The sequence below is a fragment of the Massilia sp. H6 genome, assembly GCF_024802625.1.
In the GTDB taxonomy this organism is placed as follows: Bacteria; Pseudomonadota; Gammaproteobacteria; order Burkholderiales; family Burkholderiaceae_D; genus Telluria.
On the sequence record NZ_CP103371.1, the window covers coordinates 2,588,005 to 2,601,918 of the forward strand.

Annotated in this window: 12 protein-coding genes; 6 read left to right on the forward strand and 6 right to left on the reverse strand. The window is 67.2% G+C overall.

Going from position 1 to position 13,914, the window contains the following annotated elements:
* Positions 1–10: 10 nt before the first annotated feature.
* From NRS07_RS11545 to NRS07_RS11555, 3 genes are all read left to right on the forward strand, one after another.
* Positions 11–1,381, forward strand: coding sequence for a serine hydrolase (locus tag NRS07_RS11545; protein WP_259206986.1), 1,371 nt, complete (start codon positions 11–13; stop codon positions 1,379–1,381).
* An 82-nt stretch (positions 1,382–1,463) separates the two neighbouring features.
* A complete protein-coding gene (locus NRS07_RS11550; protein ID WP_259206988.1) occupies positions 1,464–2,009 on the forward strand; it encodes a hypothetical protein in 546 nt (181 codons plus the stop codon).
* Positions 2,010–2,031: 22 nt separating this feature from the next.
* Complete coding sequence (locus NRS07_RS11555) at positions 2,032–2,388, forward strand: translation initiation factor Sui1 (protein WP_259206990.1); 357 nt, start codon at positions 2,032–2,034, stop codon at positions 2,386–2,388.
* On the opposite strand, the gene NRS07_RS11560 is transcribed toward NRS07_RS11555, so the two are convergent.
* A complete protein-coding gene (locus NRS07_RS11560) occupies positions 2,348–2,935 on the reverse strand; it encodes a hypothetical protein (protein WP_259206992.1) in 588 nt (195 codons plus the stop codon). The genes NRS07_RS11555 and NRS07_RS11560 overlap by 41 nt on opposite strands.
* 156 nt (positions 2,936–3,091) lie before the next feature.
* Between NRS07_RS11560 and NRS07_RS11565 the strand changes: the two genes are divergently transcribed.
* Positions 3,092–4,153 (forward strand): DMT family transporter, encoded by a 1,062-nt coding sequence (locus NRS07_RS11565; protein ID WP_259206994.1) that lies wholly within the window; start codon positions 3,092–3,094, stop codon positions 4,151–4,153.
* On the opposite strand, the gene NRS07_RS11570 is transcribed toward NRS07_RS11565, so the two are convergent.
* Complete coding sequence (locus NRS07_RS11570) at positions 4,076–5,944, reverse strand: family 43 glycosylhydrolase (RefSeq protein ID WP_259213190.1); 1,869 nt, start codon at positions 5,942–5,944, stop codon at positions 4,076–4,078. The genes NRS07_RS11565 and NRS07_RS11570 overlap by 78 nt on opposite strands.
* 273 nt (positions 5,945–6,217) lie before the next feature.
* Between NRS07_RS11570 and NRS07_RS11575 the strand changes: the two genes are divergently transcribed.
* The gene (locus NRS07_RS11575) at positions 6,218–9,334 is read left to right on the forward strand and encodes a hybrid sensor histidine kinase/response regulator (RefSeq protein WP_259206996.1); all 3,117 of its coding nucleotides are present in this window, start codon (positions 6,218–6,220) and stop codon (positions 9,332–9,334) included.
* Positions 9,331–10,245: a diguanylate cyclase gene (locus NRS07_RS11580; RefSeq protein ID WP_259206997.1), complete on the forward strand. Its 915-nt coding sequence runs from the start codon at positions 9,331–9,333 to the stop codon at positions 10,243–10,245. The genes NRS07_RS11575 and NRS07_RS11580 overlap by 4 nt, the downstream gene beginning before the upstream one ends.
* Before the next feature lie 4 nt (positions 10,246–10,249).
* On the opposite strand, the gene NRS07_RS11585 is transcribed toward NRS07_RS11580, so the two are convergent.
* The 4 genes from NRS07_RS11585 to NRS07_RS11600 all read right to left on the reverse strand — a co-directional run bounded on the left by NRS07_RS11585 (position 10,250) and on the right by NRS07_RS11600 (position 13,909).
* A complete protein-coding gene (locus NRS07_RS11585; protein WP_259206999.1) occupies positions 10,250–11,125 on the reverse strand; it encodes a hypothetical protein in 876 nt (291 codons plus the stop codon).
* An 18-nt stretch (positions 11,126–11,143) separates the two neighbouring features.
* Positions 11,144–11,746: a DedA family protein gene (locus tag NRS07_RS11590; RefSeq protein ID WP_259207001.1), complete on the reverse strand. Its 603-nt coding sequence runs from the start codon at positions 11,744–11,746 to the stop codon at positions 11,144–11,146.
* Positions 11,747–11,820: 74 nt separating this feature from the next.
* Complete coding sequence (locus NRS07_RS11595) at positions 11,821–12,081, reverse strand: PAAR domain-containing protein (protein WP_259207002.1); 261 nt, start codon at positions 12,079–12,081, stop codon at positions 11,821–11,823.
* A gap of 49 nt (positions 12,082–12,130) precedes the next feature.
* On the reverse strand, positions 12,131–13,909 hold the full coding sequence (locus NRS07_RS11600; RefSeq protein WP_259207005.1) for a DUF2875 family protein: 1,779 nt from the start codon (positions 13,907–13,909) through the stop codon (positions 12,131–12,133).
* Positions 13,910–13,914 lie beyond the last annotated feature (5 nt).

Below are 13,914 nucleotides of genomic sequence, written 5' to 3' on the forward strand. Positions count from 1 at the left end.
TGGAGACGCCATGCGCCGCACCTGCCTTGCCCTGCTGTTGACCGCCGTCCTTGCCGGACCGGCCCAGGCCGACCGTCTCGACGACGCCCTGCTCGCGGAAATGAAACGCCGCCAGGTGCCCGGCCTGAGCGTGCTGGTGCTCAAGGACGGCAAGGTGATCAAGGAAAAAGGCTATGGCCTGGCCAATGTCGAGCACGCGGTGCCGGTTACGCCGCAGACCGTGTTCCAGTCTGGGTCGGTCGGCAAGACCTTTACCGCGGCCTTGATCTTGCTGCTCGAGCGCGACGGCAAGCTCAGCCTCGACGATCCGCTCTCGCGCCACCTGCCCGGTACCCCGCCGGCCTGGGACAAGATCACGCTGCGGCACCTGCTGTCGCATACCTCCGGCTTGGGCGACCCCTACGAGATCATCGACCTGCGCAAGGACTACAGCGACGAAGAGCTCATGGCGCTGGAAGCGCGCGTGCCGATGCGCTTCTCTCCCGGCGAGAAATGGTCTTACAGCAATATGGGCTACCACCTGCTCGGCTTCGTCGCCAACCGGGTGGGCGGCAAGTTCTATGGCGAGCAGTTGCGCGAGCGCCTGTTCGCTCCGCTCGGCATGGGCACGCGCGTCATCAGCGAATCCGACATCATCCCGCACCGCGCCGCCGGCTACGAACGCAAGGATGGCGTGCTCAAGAACCAGGCCTGGGTCGCGCCGCGCCTGAACACCACTGCCGACGGCAGCCTGTATCTGACCGCGCGCGACCTGGCGCGCTGGGACCAGGCGCTGTACGGCGACGCCATCCTCGATGCCAGGCTGCGCCAGGCCAGCTTCACGCCGGCCAAGCTCAACGACGGCAGCGACGCCCCCTATGGCTATGGCTGGTACGTCGACAAGGTCAAGGGCCGCCGTCATATCTCGCATGGCGGCGCCTGGCAAGGCTTCCGCGCGCACCTGTGCCGCTATGTCGACGACAAGCTCACCGTGATCATCCTGGCCAACGCCGACTCCGCGCCGCCCTCGCGGTTTGCCAACATGGTGGCGGCGCATTACGTGCCCGACTTGTTCGATGCGCCGGCCAAAGCCATCGCCGATCCGGAGCCCGCGTTGACCGCGCAGGTGCGCGCGGCCATGGCTGGCCTGGCCGCTGGCCAGGCGCCGGCTGGCGCAAATGACGAACTTGCCGCCAAGCTGACCCCGGCCGTGCTCGCGCGGGTGGCCGAGGCCCTGCGCGAAGCTGGCACGCTGCGCTCGGTCGGGCTGCTCTCGCGCAAGGACGATGCAGCCGGGCGCCGCTTGCGCTACCGCTTCGAGCACGATACCGAAACGCTGCTGGTATCGATCACGCTCGACCAGGGCGGCAGGTTCGCCGCCCTGAACTTCTCGCCCGAGTAAGTTCGCGTAGACTGGACGGTCGCCTCATCCACAGTGATTTGCCAGGCGCGCAGCGCGCCTGCATTGTTATCAAAGGAAATCCATGAAATTTGTCGCTCATGCCGTACTGGGACTGTCGTTCGCGCTGGTCAATCCCGTTGTCGGCGCCGCCCCTGCGGCGCCCCCTGCCAGGGCAGCGGCCGCCGCCAGCGCCGCGCATGTCCAGGCTGTACAAGACCTGCTGGGCGCCATGCAGGCTGAGAAAGTATTGCGCGGCGTCGCCGCGCGCAGCCGTTACCAGAGCCAGGCGCAGCGCCAGGCGGTATTCGACAAGCTTGCCAAGACGCCGCCTGCGCAAGTCTACCGGCGCCTGGCGCCGCCGCTGGCGCGGGTTATTTCAGCCGACACCGCGCTCGAAATGACGCGTTTCTATCAGACGCCATATGGCAAGCAGGTGGTCCACAACAAGTACAACAGTGCCTCGCAAATCATGATGCCGGGCATGAAGACCGTGGTGCCGCCCGAAGAAAAGAAAGAACGCAAACGGGCCGCCTATGTCAAGGCCAGCGCAGAATTGGCGCAAGCCCAGCCCGTGCTGGAACACGAAGCGTTCAAGCTCTTGCAACTGATTAACAAGGAAGGGAGCTGACCTCGGCCAGCCCCAAGTCACCATGAAACCTGGCGCAACCAGTGCACTGGTCTATTCCACCGACGCCGGGCGCATCTGTCCGGAATGCCGGCAGCCGGTCGCGCGCTGCGCCTGCAAGGCCAGTACCGTGGCGCCAGGCGACGGCGTGGTGCGCGTGTCGCGCCAGACCAAGGGGCGGGGCGGCAAGAGCGTCACGCTGGTCAAGGGACTGGCGCTCGATGCTGCCGCACTGGCCCTGCTTGGCAAGCAGTTGCGCACCGCCTGTGGATCGGGCGGTACCGTCAAGGATGGCGTGCTCGAGATCCAGGGCGAACACTGCGAGCTGGTGATCGAAACGCTCAGAAGGCTCGGCCACGATCCGAAGCGTGCCGGCGGCTGAGCTGCCGGCCCGCGCCGGCAAGCCCTGATTCTGCCCGCAAGTTCATTTGGCGACCGGCGCTGCCGTGGCGCTGACTGTCGCTACCCGGCCGCGTCGCCAGCGCCACCACCGCGATACCGGCAGCGAGCACCAGCGCATCTTCCAGCAGGCCGCTGCGAGTCTGGCCGATGCGCGCCATCGCTTGCTTGCGCAGCGCCAGCGTGCCGTAGGCCAGCGGCACGGCGGTCGCCACCGCAGCGGCGGCGCCGGCTCGCTCGCGTCCGGGCGGCGCCAGCGCAGCGCCGGCGATGCCGGCGCTCGCAACGCGCGCCAGCAAGCCCAAAAACACCGTGCGGTCGGGCGCGGACTTCATTTTGTCGCCATACAACTCCCCCGCCCCCATGGCCAGCGCGCCGTATTTGAATACGGGCCGGTCCAGCAGGAACACCTGCCCGCTGGTGCGGCGGCCCAGCAGACGCGCGGCGGCGATGGTGGCCATGGGCGTCATCGAACGCGCGCTGGCGATCGCGCCGATCAAGACAGAAGACAGCAGGCTGCGAATTTCCATTGTAACGAACTCCTATGCATATAAAAATGTTAACAAGCGAGGCTGATTGTATCCAGCGCAGGCATGGCCGTGTCGCCACCCACGAGCGCGACGGTGGGCAGCACCGGCTGCGCCGGGCCGGCGCGGTAGAATCGCCCCTTTTGGGCTGAGCGACAAATGTGGATAGGTGTGCTGTGCGGCCTGCTGGCCGGCGCGATGTGGGGGCTGGTGTTCATCGTGCCCGAGATACTCGACGATTTCTCGCCGCTGGAGCTGGCCGTGGGGCGCTACGTCGCTTATGGCGCGATGGCCTTCGCGCTGCTGCTGCCGCGCCTGAAACCCCTGTTCGCCACCCTGCTGCCGAGCCACTACGCGGTCATGCTGCGCCATGCGCTGGCCGGCAACATCGTCTATTACATGCTGCTGGCGACAGGCGTGAGCCATGCCGGCGTGGCCCCGACCTCGCTGATCATCGGCATGCTGCCGGTGTTGGTGACCCTGCTGGGCCGCAACGACGCCGGCGCGCCGCCCCTGCGCCGGCTGGTGCTGCCGCTGTTGCTGGTGGGGGCCGGCATTGCGTGCATCAATCTCGACACCTTCTTGCATGCGGGCGCAAACCGTTCGCCTGGTTCGATCGCCGTGGGCGTGCTGGGCGCGGCAGGCGCCCTGCTCTGCTGGAGCTGGTATGCGCTGGACAACGCGCGCTTCCTGAAACGCAACCCACAGTTCTCCAGCGCCCAGTGGGGCGCGCTGTATGGCCTGTCCAGCGGCGTGCTGGCTCTGCTGCTGGGCGCCTGCGCCTGGGCCTGGGCCATGGCAACGGCCGCCCCTTCTGCTGCTGCTGCTGCTGCTGCTGCTGCTGCTGCTGCTGCTGCGCCGGCGCGCGACTGGGCGCTGTTCTGGGCTTGCAATGCCGGGCTCGCGCTGGGCGCCTCGCTGATCGGCAACCACCTCTGGAACGTGGCCAGCCGCCGGGTGCCGGTCACGCTTTCGGGCCAGCTGATCCTGTTCGAGACCCTGTTCGCGCTGCTGTACGGCTTCGTGTACCGCGGCCATGGCCCCCGGGCGCTGGAAGTCGCGGCGATTGCGCTGCTGGTGGCGGGCGTGACCTGGTCGGTGCGCGCCCACGCCGCCGACCGCCAGGCCTGCGCCTTCGAAGCCTCAGCGCTTCAGGCGGGCCACGCTGACCTGGCCGACGGTGACGGCATGCCCGGCGCCGCCCATCGCCACCAGCCCTAGCCTGGCGTTGCTGCCCAGCTGGTGGGTCCAGGTGCCGCCCTGCACCCAGGCGCGGCCATCCTGGCTCGACCAGGCGGTATAGTGCTCGCCGTCCGGCACGCGGCGCAGGTCCAGCCGCAGCCAGGTCCATTCGCCGGGCGTGCCGACCACCGTGTTGCCATAGCGCGGATAGCCCGCCGGCACCGGGGCCAGCTCCTTGCCAAATTCGACCTGGCGCAAGCCCGCGTGCGCCAGTTCCACCAGCTTGACGTAATTGTCGTCGTCGCGCATGACCACCAGCCCGGCCTGAACCGGCGAGGTGCAGCACCCAAGCGGCGCGTCCAGGCGAATGCGCGCCTCGATGCGCAGGTCGCCGCCGGGCAGCGCGGTCGCCAGTACCGCGGCGCTATTGGTGTCGACGTGCAGGTCGGCGTCTTGCGTGAGCATGCGCAAGCCCGGCCGGCCGCTGGCGCGACTAGCGGGCGCGACCGGGCGCACCCAGCGCCAGCGCGGTCCCGCACGCCCATCGTCGAAGCGCTCCACCCATAGCGGTACCGTCTTCGGCTGGGCGGCGGCGCCCCTGGCCACGCGCGCCGCTGGTAGCGGCGTCGATGGTCCCGGCCGGATCGCGGGAACCGGCTGCGCGCTGGCGGACGGCCCCTGGCCGCCGTTGATGACGGGCCAGCCAGCGACCCAGTCGATGCGGTCGAGCAGCAGCGGGCGCCGGGTCAGCTGGTCTTTCACGCTGAAATAGCCGTGCTTGCGGTCCACCGCATGGTACAAGGTCCACCATTGCCCGGCGGCGTCCTGGAACACGGTGTTATGGCCGGCGCCGACCCAGCGGTTGCCGTTTTGCGCCAGCACTGGCGTGCCGCCGACGCGGGCCGCGGCCATGTCGTTGCCATGGCGGTCCAGGAACGGGCCCTCGGGACTGGTGGCGCGCCCGACGTACAGCGCGTAGCCGGTGAGCGGACCGCGGCAGCAATCGGTGCTCGATGCGAACATGTACCAGTAGCTGCCGTGGCGCACCACTTCGGCTGCCTCGTAGCGCTGGGCCGCCCCGACCCGCCTTGCCTCGCCCTGCGTGCTCAAGCCGTCGGCCGCCAGGCGTTGCACGTAGATGCCACCGCCATAGCTGCCATAGTAGATCCAGCGCTCGCCAGCGGCATCCTCGACCACGTCCGGGTCGTAGGTCCAGTGGAAATTGCAGCCGGCGCCGGCGCGGCGCGGCGGTACCACCAGGCGCTCGGACGTCTTCCACGGGCCGGCGGGCGAAGCGCTGGTCGCCACCGCGATCGCGCTGTCGTTGTCGCAGCCCGGCTCCGGGCTGAGCGCGTCGTCCACGTCGGTGACAGTGAAGTACAGCGTGTAGCTGCCATTCTGGTACACCGGCTCGGGTGCCCACAATCCTGACCTGGCGGCCGCGATGCCGGCCGGGCGGCGTTCGTAGGCGTCGCGCACGAAATACCAGTTAACCAGGTCTACCGAGCGATACACCGGCATCATGCGGAACTTCCAGCCGCTGGCGTCGCGCTCCTTGTAGCTGACCGGGTCCATCGTGCAATACAGGTACCAGGTTGGCGCAGCGCTGTTGCGCGCGCGCAGCAGGGCCGGATCGGCGCAGCTTTCGGCCAGGCTGCCGTCGGCCAGGCGCAGCCGCAAGGGATTGATATAAGTTGCTCCAGTGGTGGCGGCGCCCGAATCGGAAGGCGTAGCAGAGGAGGCGGCGCCAAAGCTCGCAAGGACCAGCGCGAGTGCGAGTGCGGGTGCGGGTGCAAGTGCGATCGGCGCCGGGCTGCGGCGGCAGGGCATGGTCAAGGCGAACTCCCGAAGCGATGGGTCGGAACGGTTTTTCCAAAGCTTAAAGAAACGTGGGTTGCAGGGCGCACGGGTGACACAACGATGGCGCGCCGTTGTTAATCGTTACTATTTTCACTCGTGAAACCACAATGTCACCCATGTAGGACTATTGCCCGTCACTGCCTGCTGATAGACTTACAATCTCAGCAATTATTGTGTGACGACACGGCACACCGTGCAGTACGGTAGCAGTCGGCGGGACGAATAGAAGACCAGGATCGATTCATGCGCAAAAAAACCTTCGGTCCGCACCCGCAGCGGCTGGCAACGGCAAGCTCGGCCACAACCCCGGGCAGCGCCTGCAGATGGGCAGCGCGCGCCATCGTGGCGGCGGCCTTGTTCCTACTGTACGCGTGGGCGTTGGCCTTGACGGCGGCGGCGGCGCCGGCCCAGGCGCCCCTAATGCTCGGGCCGGGCCAGGACCAGGTCGAGGCCTGGGATGCCTTGTCCATGCTGGCCGACCCGGAAAGCAAGCTCGATGCCGCTGCGGCCCTGGCCGATACGGCGCGTTTCGCCCGGCCGTCAACGGCCAAAGCCACGCTCGGCGTACAGCGCGACGTGTTCTGGTTGCGCATCCCGGTCGTGGTAACGGCCGACGCGCCCGACACCTGGGTGCTGCAGGCCGGCTTCGGCCTGATCGATCGCATGGACGTGTATGTCGCCACCAGCGGCAACCTGCGCCACATCGCCGTCACTGGCAAGAACCAGCCGGTGGCCGGTACGGCGCTGGGCGGGCCGTCGCCGGCGCTGGTGCTGCGCCTGGCGCCCGGCATGGCGCACACCGTGTTGCTGCGGGTCGATACCGAAGGCCCGAAGATCGTGCCGGTGCGCTTCTGGCAGCCGGACGCCTTCCACGCCGCCTCGCTTGGCGAGCAGCTGCTGCAAGGCATGCTGTTCGGCCTGGGCTTTTCGCTGTTCCTGTACAGCGTTGGCCAGTGGATCAACCTGCGCGATGCGCTGTTCGGCAAATACGCACTAATGGTTGGCGGCATCACCATCTATTTGGCCTGCTGGTTCGGCATCGCCAGCCAGTATGCCTGGCAAGGCAACCTCTGGCTGAACGTGCATGCGGCCGGCATCTTCTCGCTGAGCTCATCGTGCGGCGCCTACCTGTTCATCGACCACCTGCTCACGCGGCCCGGCACCGACCGCATCTTCAGCCGCCTGATGCGCACCGGCGCGGCGCTGTGCGTGGTGGTCGCGGTGGCCTTTGGTGCAGGCCTGATGAGCCACCGGATGCTGATTGCGGTAGTTGGTAGCATGGGCATCCTGCCGATGCTGCTCGGACTGCCCGGCGCCTACCGGCGTGCACGCGGCGGCGACGCGGTCGGCATCTACCTGCTGGCCGGCTGGGGCGTGACCTTTGTGGCGGCAATGATCTCTTCGCAAGTGATCAACGGCCGGCTGCCAGTCAATTTCTGGACCTCGCACGCCTTGCAGTTCGGCGTCACCTTCGACATGCTGGTGTTCATGCGCATTCTTGGCCTGCGCACCCAGGCGATGCAAGCGGCCATGCTGCGCGCGCAAGCCAGCACCCGCCTGAAGTCGGAATTCCTGGCCAACATGAGCCATGAAATCCGCACGCCGATGAATGCGATCATCGGCATGAGCCGGCTGGCGCTGATGGCCGAATCCGACCCCAGGCAGCGCAATTATCTCGGCAAGATCCTGGGCGCGAGCCAGCACCTGCTGGGCGTGATCAACGACATCCTGGATCTGTCCAAGATCGAGGCCGGCAAGCTGGCCCTCGAATCGGTCGCTTTCGAACTCGACGAACTGCTTGGGCAGCTGGCCAGCATGACCGGCTTGAGTACCGGGGCCAAGGGCATCGAACTGGTATTCCGGGTCGGGCCGGAGGTGCCGCAGCAGCTGGTGGGCGATCCGCTGCGGCTCGGCCAGGTGCTGCTGAACCTGGCCGGCAACGCGGTCAAGTTCACCGAGCGCGGAGAGATCGTGGTGTCGGTCGATCTGTGCCGGGCCGACCGGCACGGCGTGACGCTGCGCTTTGCCGTCAGCGATACCGGCATCGGCATGAACGCCGACCAGCTCGCCCGCCTGTTCCAGTCGTTCAGCCAGGCCGACGGCTCTACTACCCGCAAATACGGCGGCACCGGCCTGGGCCTGTCGATTTCGAAGCAGTTGGTGGAGCTCATGCAAGGCAGTATCACCGTCACCAGCACGCCCGGCGCCGGCAGCAGCTTCAGCTTCGAGCTGCCGCTCGGCCTTGCCACCGACGCACCAAGCGCGCCTGCCCCGGCGCGGCCAAGCGGCGCGGCGCTGGCTGGCCTGGACGGCGCGCGCATCTTGCTGGCCGAAGACAATGCCAACAACCGCGAAGTGGCGCTCGACTTCTTGGCCGCGGCCCGCATTCGGGTCGACATCGCCCACAATGGGCGCGAAGCCGTACGCTTGGCCGCCGCCGGCGACTACGACCTGGTGCTGATGGATATCCAGATGCCCGAGCTCGACGGCCTGGACGCCACCCGCGAGATCCGCGCCGTCGCCGGCTTGAGCGCATTGCCTATCGTAGCGATGACCGCGCACGCGTCGCCCCAGGACCGCGCGCGCAGCCTGGCGGCGGGAATGAACGACCATATCAACAAGCCGATCGATCCCGACCTGCTGTTTTGCACCCTGCTTAAATGGATCGATCCGGCGCGCCTGGCCGGTCGCAGTCTGCCGCCCGCAACCGCTGCGCACAGCCCGCTCGCCTGCCCGCCGCCCGCCATGCCCCACAGTGCGGCGCTGCCGGCCATTGCGGGGGTCGACTGGCAAGCGGCGCTGGCCGGCGTGGACGGTCAGCGCCAGCGCCTGGAAAAGCGCGCCGCCAGCTTCGTGCGCGAATACGGCGAGGCCCCGCGCGCGCTGCGCGAAGCGCTGGCTGCGCGCGATTACGCGCGGTTGCAGGTGCTGGCGCACAACCTGAAATCGAGCGCCGCCTACGTTGGCGCCTACGAATTGTCGGCCCAGGCCAGCCGGGTCGAGCTCGACCTGCGCGCCGGCCAGTTCGAGCAGCTCGGCGCGCGCGCGCCGCTGCTGGCCGCCTGCGCCGAAACGGTATTGGCCGGCCTGGCCCAGCTGGCTGCGCTGCCGCTGGCGCCAGCGATTGGCGCCGGCGGCTTGCATGGCGTGATCGAGCGCCTCGACGGTTTCCTGGCCGGCGACGACGCCCGCGCCGAAGACGCGCTGGCCGAACTGCAGGCGCTGCTGGCCGGCAGCGCGCACGCCGCGGCGCTGGACCCGATCCGGCGCGCGGTCGAGGACATCGAGTACGCGGCGGCGCGCCCGCCCCTGTCGAGCCTGGCGCGCCGCCTTGGCGCCGATCTCGAATGCGCCCCATGACCGAGAGCGCACTGCAGAAAGTGCTGGTGGTCGACGACGACGCCATCAACCGCGAGGTGCTGGGCGAACTGCTCAAGCCCGACTACACGGTGCTGCTGGCCAGGAACGGCGCCCAGGCGCTGGAACGCGCGGCGCGCCATGCGCCCGACCTGATCCTGCTCGACGTGATGATGCCGGACATGGACGGCTTTGAGGTGCTGCGCCGCTTGCGGGCCGAAGCGCAAACCGCGCATATCGCGGTGATTTTCATCTCGGGCCTGGACCGCCCCGAAGACGAGGCCAATGGCCTGAAGATGGGCGCCGCAGACTACATCACCAAGCCCTTCAACCCGAGCGTGGTGATGGCGCGCGTGGCGGTCCACTTGCAAGTGGTGCGCCAGCGCAGGATGCTCGAGCGGCTGGCGAACATCGATGGCCTGACCGAGCTGGCCAATCGCCGCCGCTTCGACGACATCTACGAATGCGAATGGCAGCGGGCGCGCCGCAGCGCGCAGCCGCTGTCGCTGGCGCTGCTCGACATCGACTCGTTCAAGCAGTTCAACGACCACTACGGCCACGCGGCGGGAGACCGCGTATTGCGCGCGGTGGCGCGCCTGGCCGCGGCCGGCATGCGTGGCGCGGCCGACCTGGCGGCGCGCTATGGCGGCGAGGAACTGGTGCTCTTGATGCCCGACACCAACGCCACGGCAGCGCAAGCGGCGGTGGCGGGCATCTGCCAAGGCATCGCGCAGTTGCGGATTCCCCATGCGGCCTCAACGGTCGCGCCAGAGCTCACCGTCAGCGTCGGCGGCGCTACCTTGCTGGCCGGCAGTATCGAGCAGTCCGCCGGCTTGTTCGAAGCGGCAGACACCCATCTTTACCGGGCCAAGCAGTCGGGACGCAACCGGATCGTCTGGCGCCACGACGCCTGAAGTTTCAGCCGCGGCAGACCAGCCCGTAGCGGGTCGCCTCGCAGCGCCGCTTCATGCAGGCGGCCGCGTGATAGCCGGCGGCGCGGCACAAGCGCAGGGTATCTGCCAGCGGCGCGTCCAGCTGCGCGCCCTGGCGCTGCCCGGTTTGCGGCACTGTTTTCTGCGGCGCGGGTTTTTGTGGCGCGGGTTTTTGTGGCGCGGGTTTTTGTGACGCCGCTTCGGCGCGCGCGGATTTCTGCGACGGCTCCGACTTGCTCTTCGGTGTCGGCGTCGGCTTAGGCTTAGGCTTCGGCTTCGGCTTCGGCTTTGGCTCCGGCTTCGGTGTCGGCGTCGGCCCGGACGCTGCCACAGTCAGCATTTCCTGCGCGGGCGGCGCCAGCATCTTCAGTGGCGGCGGCGTCCATTCGGGTTCGCGCGCGGCCGCTGGGGCGGGGACCGTAGCTGCAGTCGCAGCCGTGGTCTGAGCCAGCCTACTGTCGGCCAGTACCGCCAGGGAGACCCCGTCCTGACGTTCGCGCATCATCCAGGTTGCGGCGCTGGCGATCGCCACGACGACCAGCACGCCAGCGCTCCAGCCCAGCGCCTTGCGGCGCCAATGCGCGATCGGTGGCGGCGGCGCCGACGGCGGGGACGCCGGGGCGGTCGGCGCCGGGGCGTCGCGGCGGCGCCACACCCGGGACCCTGGATGAGGGTGCGGCTGCGCAGCAGGATCGGGCTGCAGAGCGGGCGCGGCCTGTACCTGGGGCGCGCGACGGCGCCAGACGTCGGCACGCGGCCGGGCCTGGGCCGCCGATGCCGCGGGCGTAGCAGCTGGCGCAGCCTGCGCTGCCGGCGCGTCAGAGCGGCTACTGCCGATGTCTTCCAATAATCGGTTTTTCATGGCGTCGCGCTGCCGAGCTCAGGCTTTCTCGGGCCGGTAGGTCACGACGCGGTACAGATACCAGCCCAGCAAGGCGCCGAGGATAATCTTCGACACCGGGTCGATATACACGCCGATCCTTTCGTAGTTACTCTCGAGCAGGAAGCCTCCGGCTGTCAGGAAGGCCGTCCACACCAGCGAGCCGATGGTCGAGTACAGCAAGAACTGGCTTATCGGCATGCGGGCCAGGCCGGCTGGCACCGAGATCAGGGTACGGATCGCAGGAATCAGGCGCCCGAACAATACGGCCAAGCGGCCGTGGCGATTGAACACGCCGATCGCACCGTCGACATCGTCGGACGTCACGGTCAACCAGCGCGCGTGGCGACCGGCAAAGCTTTTGAGCCGCTCCTTGCCAAAGATCCTGGCACCGTAATACCACGGCAAGGCCCCTGCGATCGAGCCCGCCGTCCCGGCAAGCAATACACCAGCCAGGCTCAGGTCGCCGCGCGCGACGACAAAACCGGCAAACGGCATGATCAGCTCGGACGGGATCGGCGGAAAAATATTTTCCAGTGCCATCAGGACGAATACGCCCAGGTAACCACTGGTTTCGAGAAATTCGGTAATGAACTTGAACATTGCGACGGGCTCCATTGTCTGCTTGCAGCCCGAACTTTATCATCTGGACAGAAACACTTGCGTGCGCCGCACGGCTAAGTACAGCTCAAGCCGGGTTCTGTCGAAATCAGAACTGCGCCACAACTGGTCTTGTGACCCTCGTAAGCCACCGCCACTCCGCCTATCGTATGGCGTGCTTGGCCTTCCACGATCGTGCCCGGCCCGTGGAGCGGACAGCTGGTCTTGTCACCGACGCAGGCGACAGCGATGCCGCCCACCGTGAAGTGGCTTGCGGCAACACGCTCGACCTTGCCGCCATGGCTGGTAGGGTCGTTCAGGCGAATGATTTTTGGCATAAACACTCCTGGTGATAACGCACGTCGACTAGACCTACCTGCTGGGCCTTCAATCGCTGCCAGAGTCGGCCACCGGCAAGGCGCGGTGCCCGAACACGTCGCCACCTTCCGGATGGGTCTGGGCCTTGCGCCGTTCTTCCGTAGGTGGACTGATCAGGACAATGCTGGCTTCGTCAGGGTTGCGCAGGTTGATCGCCGCACTGACGCCGCCGTCGCGGTAGCTGCCCATGACGCCAATGCCCATCTGCACCAGCATGGTCGCCGCGCCGGTATTGCCCATGCGCTTGTGGGAATCGATGAACTGGCTGGACTGGCCCGTGTCGATCTGGGGACCGCCACCCTTGGTTTGCGCGTCCAGCGTGCGGTGCAGCGCGATCAGGTGCTCGGTATTCCCGCCGGTGGCGGCGATGACGCGCGCAGGCGCTTGTCCGCGGCGCTCTTCGGGCAAGGTCTGCAACGCGGCTGCCCACCCTGCCTGCAAGAGCTGTTGCCGATCCTCGCGCCGGGTGACGGGCTTGCCCTGCGCGTCGGTGAAGCGCACGAAAGTCGGACGGTGGATATAGCCCAGCGTCGGCAGGCGGTCGAAGGTCTCGAGCTGGTCGCGGTTCCAGGGGATCGGAAACCAGGGCGTGGGCTTCCACTCTTTTGGCGGAAAGCGGGTGAAGGGATTGACCGTGCCCAGCAAGCCGGTGACGCCGGTGCCGCGGATGTCGGGCCGCCGGGCGAACGCGGCAGCGGCTTCGAGCCATTCGCTGACCAGAGGTTCCCGCTGGCCCACCTCGTTAAGCTCCTGGCGGGTCATGTCGGCGCCGACTTGCGTGGGGCTCTGCAGAGCGTGCGGGCGGCTGTCGTTCGGCACCGCGGACATCAGGTTACAGTACATCCAGCGAAATTCTTTTTGCACGAACTCGTTGTCCGGATCGTCCCAGACGAAGGGCCGCACCGGGTCGACCCGCTCGCGCCGGGCGAGCACGAACAGCGCGGACGAATCGGGCCTCTCCGTTACATAGTGGCCATCGCGGAGCAGTGGTGGCGCACCGCGCGGACTGCGAACCCGTCGGGATTCCAGGCTGTCTTCCGTGTTCAGCACAATGTAAGGCACATCAGGATGGGCGTCGAAGAAAGCAAACACATCCTCGAGGATGCGGTCGGGTTGCTCGTCGAAGCGGCGTGGGCCGGCAACAAACAAGTGCCAGGCCATGCCGGACGACACTGCCCCCGACGCAAGGCCGATCGTGGGCGAATACGCCGAGTCCTGCCATGCCGGGTTCAGGCTCGGTGCTTCCGCATTGAATATCGGGACGCCGAAATACATGGGAGTAAACTTCGCGCCATTGATCAACGAACTCTCGTTTCGGCCACCTGCGATGCCGGCTTTCTCCTCAGCACTCCAGGCATATTTTTGCGGATCCTGTTCGCGTATCGTCGTGTGCGGGTTGCCGGCCTGGAGCGCTTCCAACAATCTCCCTTGCCGGTATTTGTCCACCGTGACGCCCAGACCAATTACTTCGAGTACGTATTCGCGTTTTTGCTGTTCGCTCAGGCTTTTCACCTGTGCCGCCTTCGACTCGACTTGTACTGCCTTTTGCGCCGTCTTCGATGCGTAGACCGACAGTGCTCCGAACAAGGCCGAGACCACGATAACCGGCCCTGCGACCCACCATACAATCCGGTTGCCCATGGTCTGCTCCTGTAGGATAAAGCTTTCCGGCTCGATGACGGTCATCACGAATACTGTCCACACTGGAATGAGCACGATGAGCGCGACGATTGCGCCGACAAGATATTTCCACGATGCTGCTTGTCTGCTCCCGGCCACATCGCTCATCTCCC

What these genes read in the sequence shown, in the direction of transcription:
- NRS07_RS11585 (WP_259206999.1), bottom strand. Translation starts at nt 11,125, where the DNA reads ATGAAAAACCGATTATTGGAAGACATCGGCAGTAGCCGCTCTGACGCG.
- NRS07_RS11560 (WP_259206992.1), bottom strand. Translation starts at nt 2,935, where the DNA reads ATGGAAATTCGCAGCCTGCTGTCTTCTGTCTTGATCGGCGCGATCGCC.
- NRS07_RS11575 (WP_259206996.1), top strand. Translation starts at nt 6,218, where the DNA reads ATGCGCAAAAAAACCTTCGGTCCGCACCCGCAGCGGCTGGCAACGGCA.
- NRS07_RS11550 (WP_259206988.1), top strand. Translation starts at nt 1,464, where the DNA reads ATGAAATTTGTCGCTCATGCCGTACTGGGACTGTCGTTCGCGCTGGTC.
- NRS07_RS11580 (WP_259206997.1), top strand. Translation starts at nt 9,331, where the DNA reads ATGACCGAGAGCGCACTGCAGAAAGTGCTGGTGGTCGACGACGACGCC.
- NRS07_RS11565 (WP_259206994.1), top strand. Translation starts at nt 3,092, where the DNA reads ATGTGGATAGGTGTGCTGTGCGGCCTGCTGGCCGGCGCGATGTGGGGG.
- NRS07_RS11595 (WP_259207002.1), bottom strand. Translation starts at nt 12,081, where the DNA reads ATGCCAAAAATCATTCGCCTGAACGACCCTACCAGCCATGGCGGCAAG.
- NRS07_RS11590 (WP_259207001.1), bottom strand. Translation starts at nt 11,746, where the DNA reads ATGTTCAAGTTCATTACCGAATTTCTCGAAACCAGTGGTTACCTGGGC.
- NRS07_RS11555 (WP_259206990.1), top strand. Translation starts at nt 2,032, where the DNA reads ATGAAACCTGGCGCAACCAGTGCACTGGTCTATTCCACCGACGCCGGG.
- NRS07_RS11570 (WP_259213190.1), bottom strand. Translation starts at nt 5,944, where the DNA reads ATGCCCTGCCGCCGCAGCCCGGCGCCGATCGCACTTGCACCCGCACCC.
- NRS07_RS11545 (WP_259206986.1), top strand. Translation starts at nt 11, where the DNA reads ATGCGCCGCACCTGCCTTGCCCTGCTGTTGACCGCCGTCCTTGCCGGA.
- NRS07_RS11600 (WP_259207005.1), bottom strand. Translation starts at nt 13,909, where the DNA reads ATGAGCGATGTGGCCGGGAGCAGACAAGCAGCATCGTGGAAATATCTT.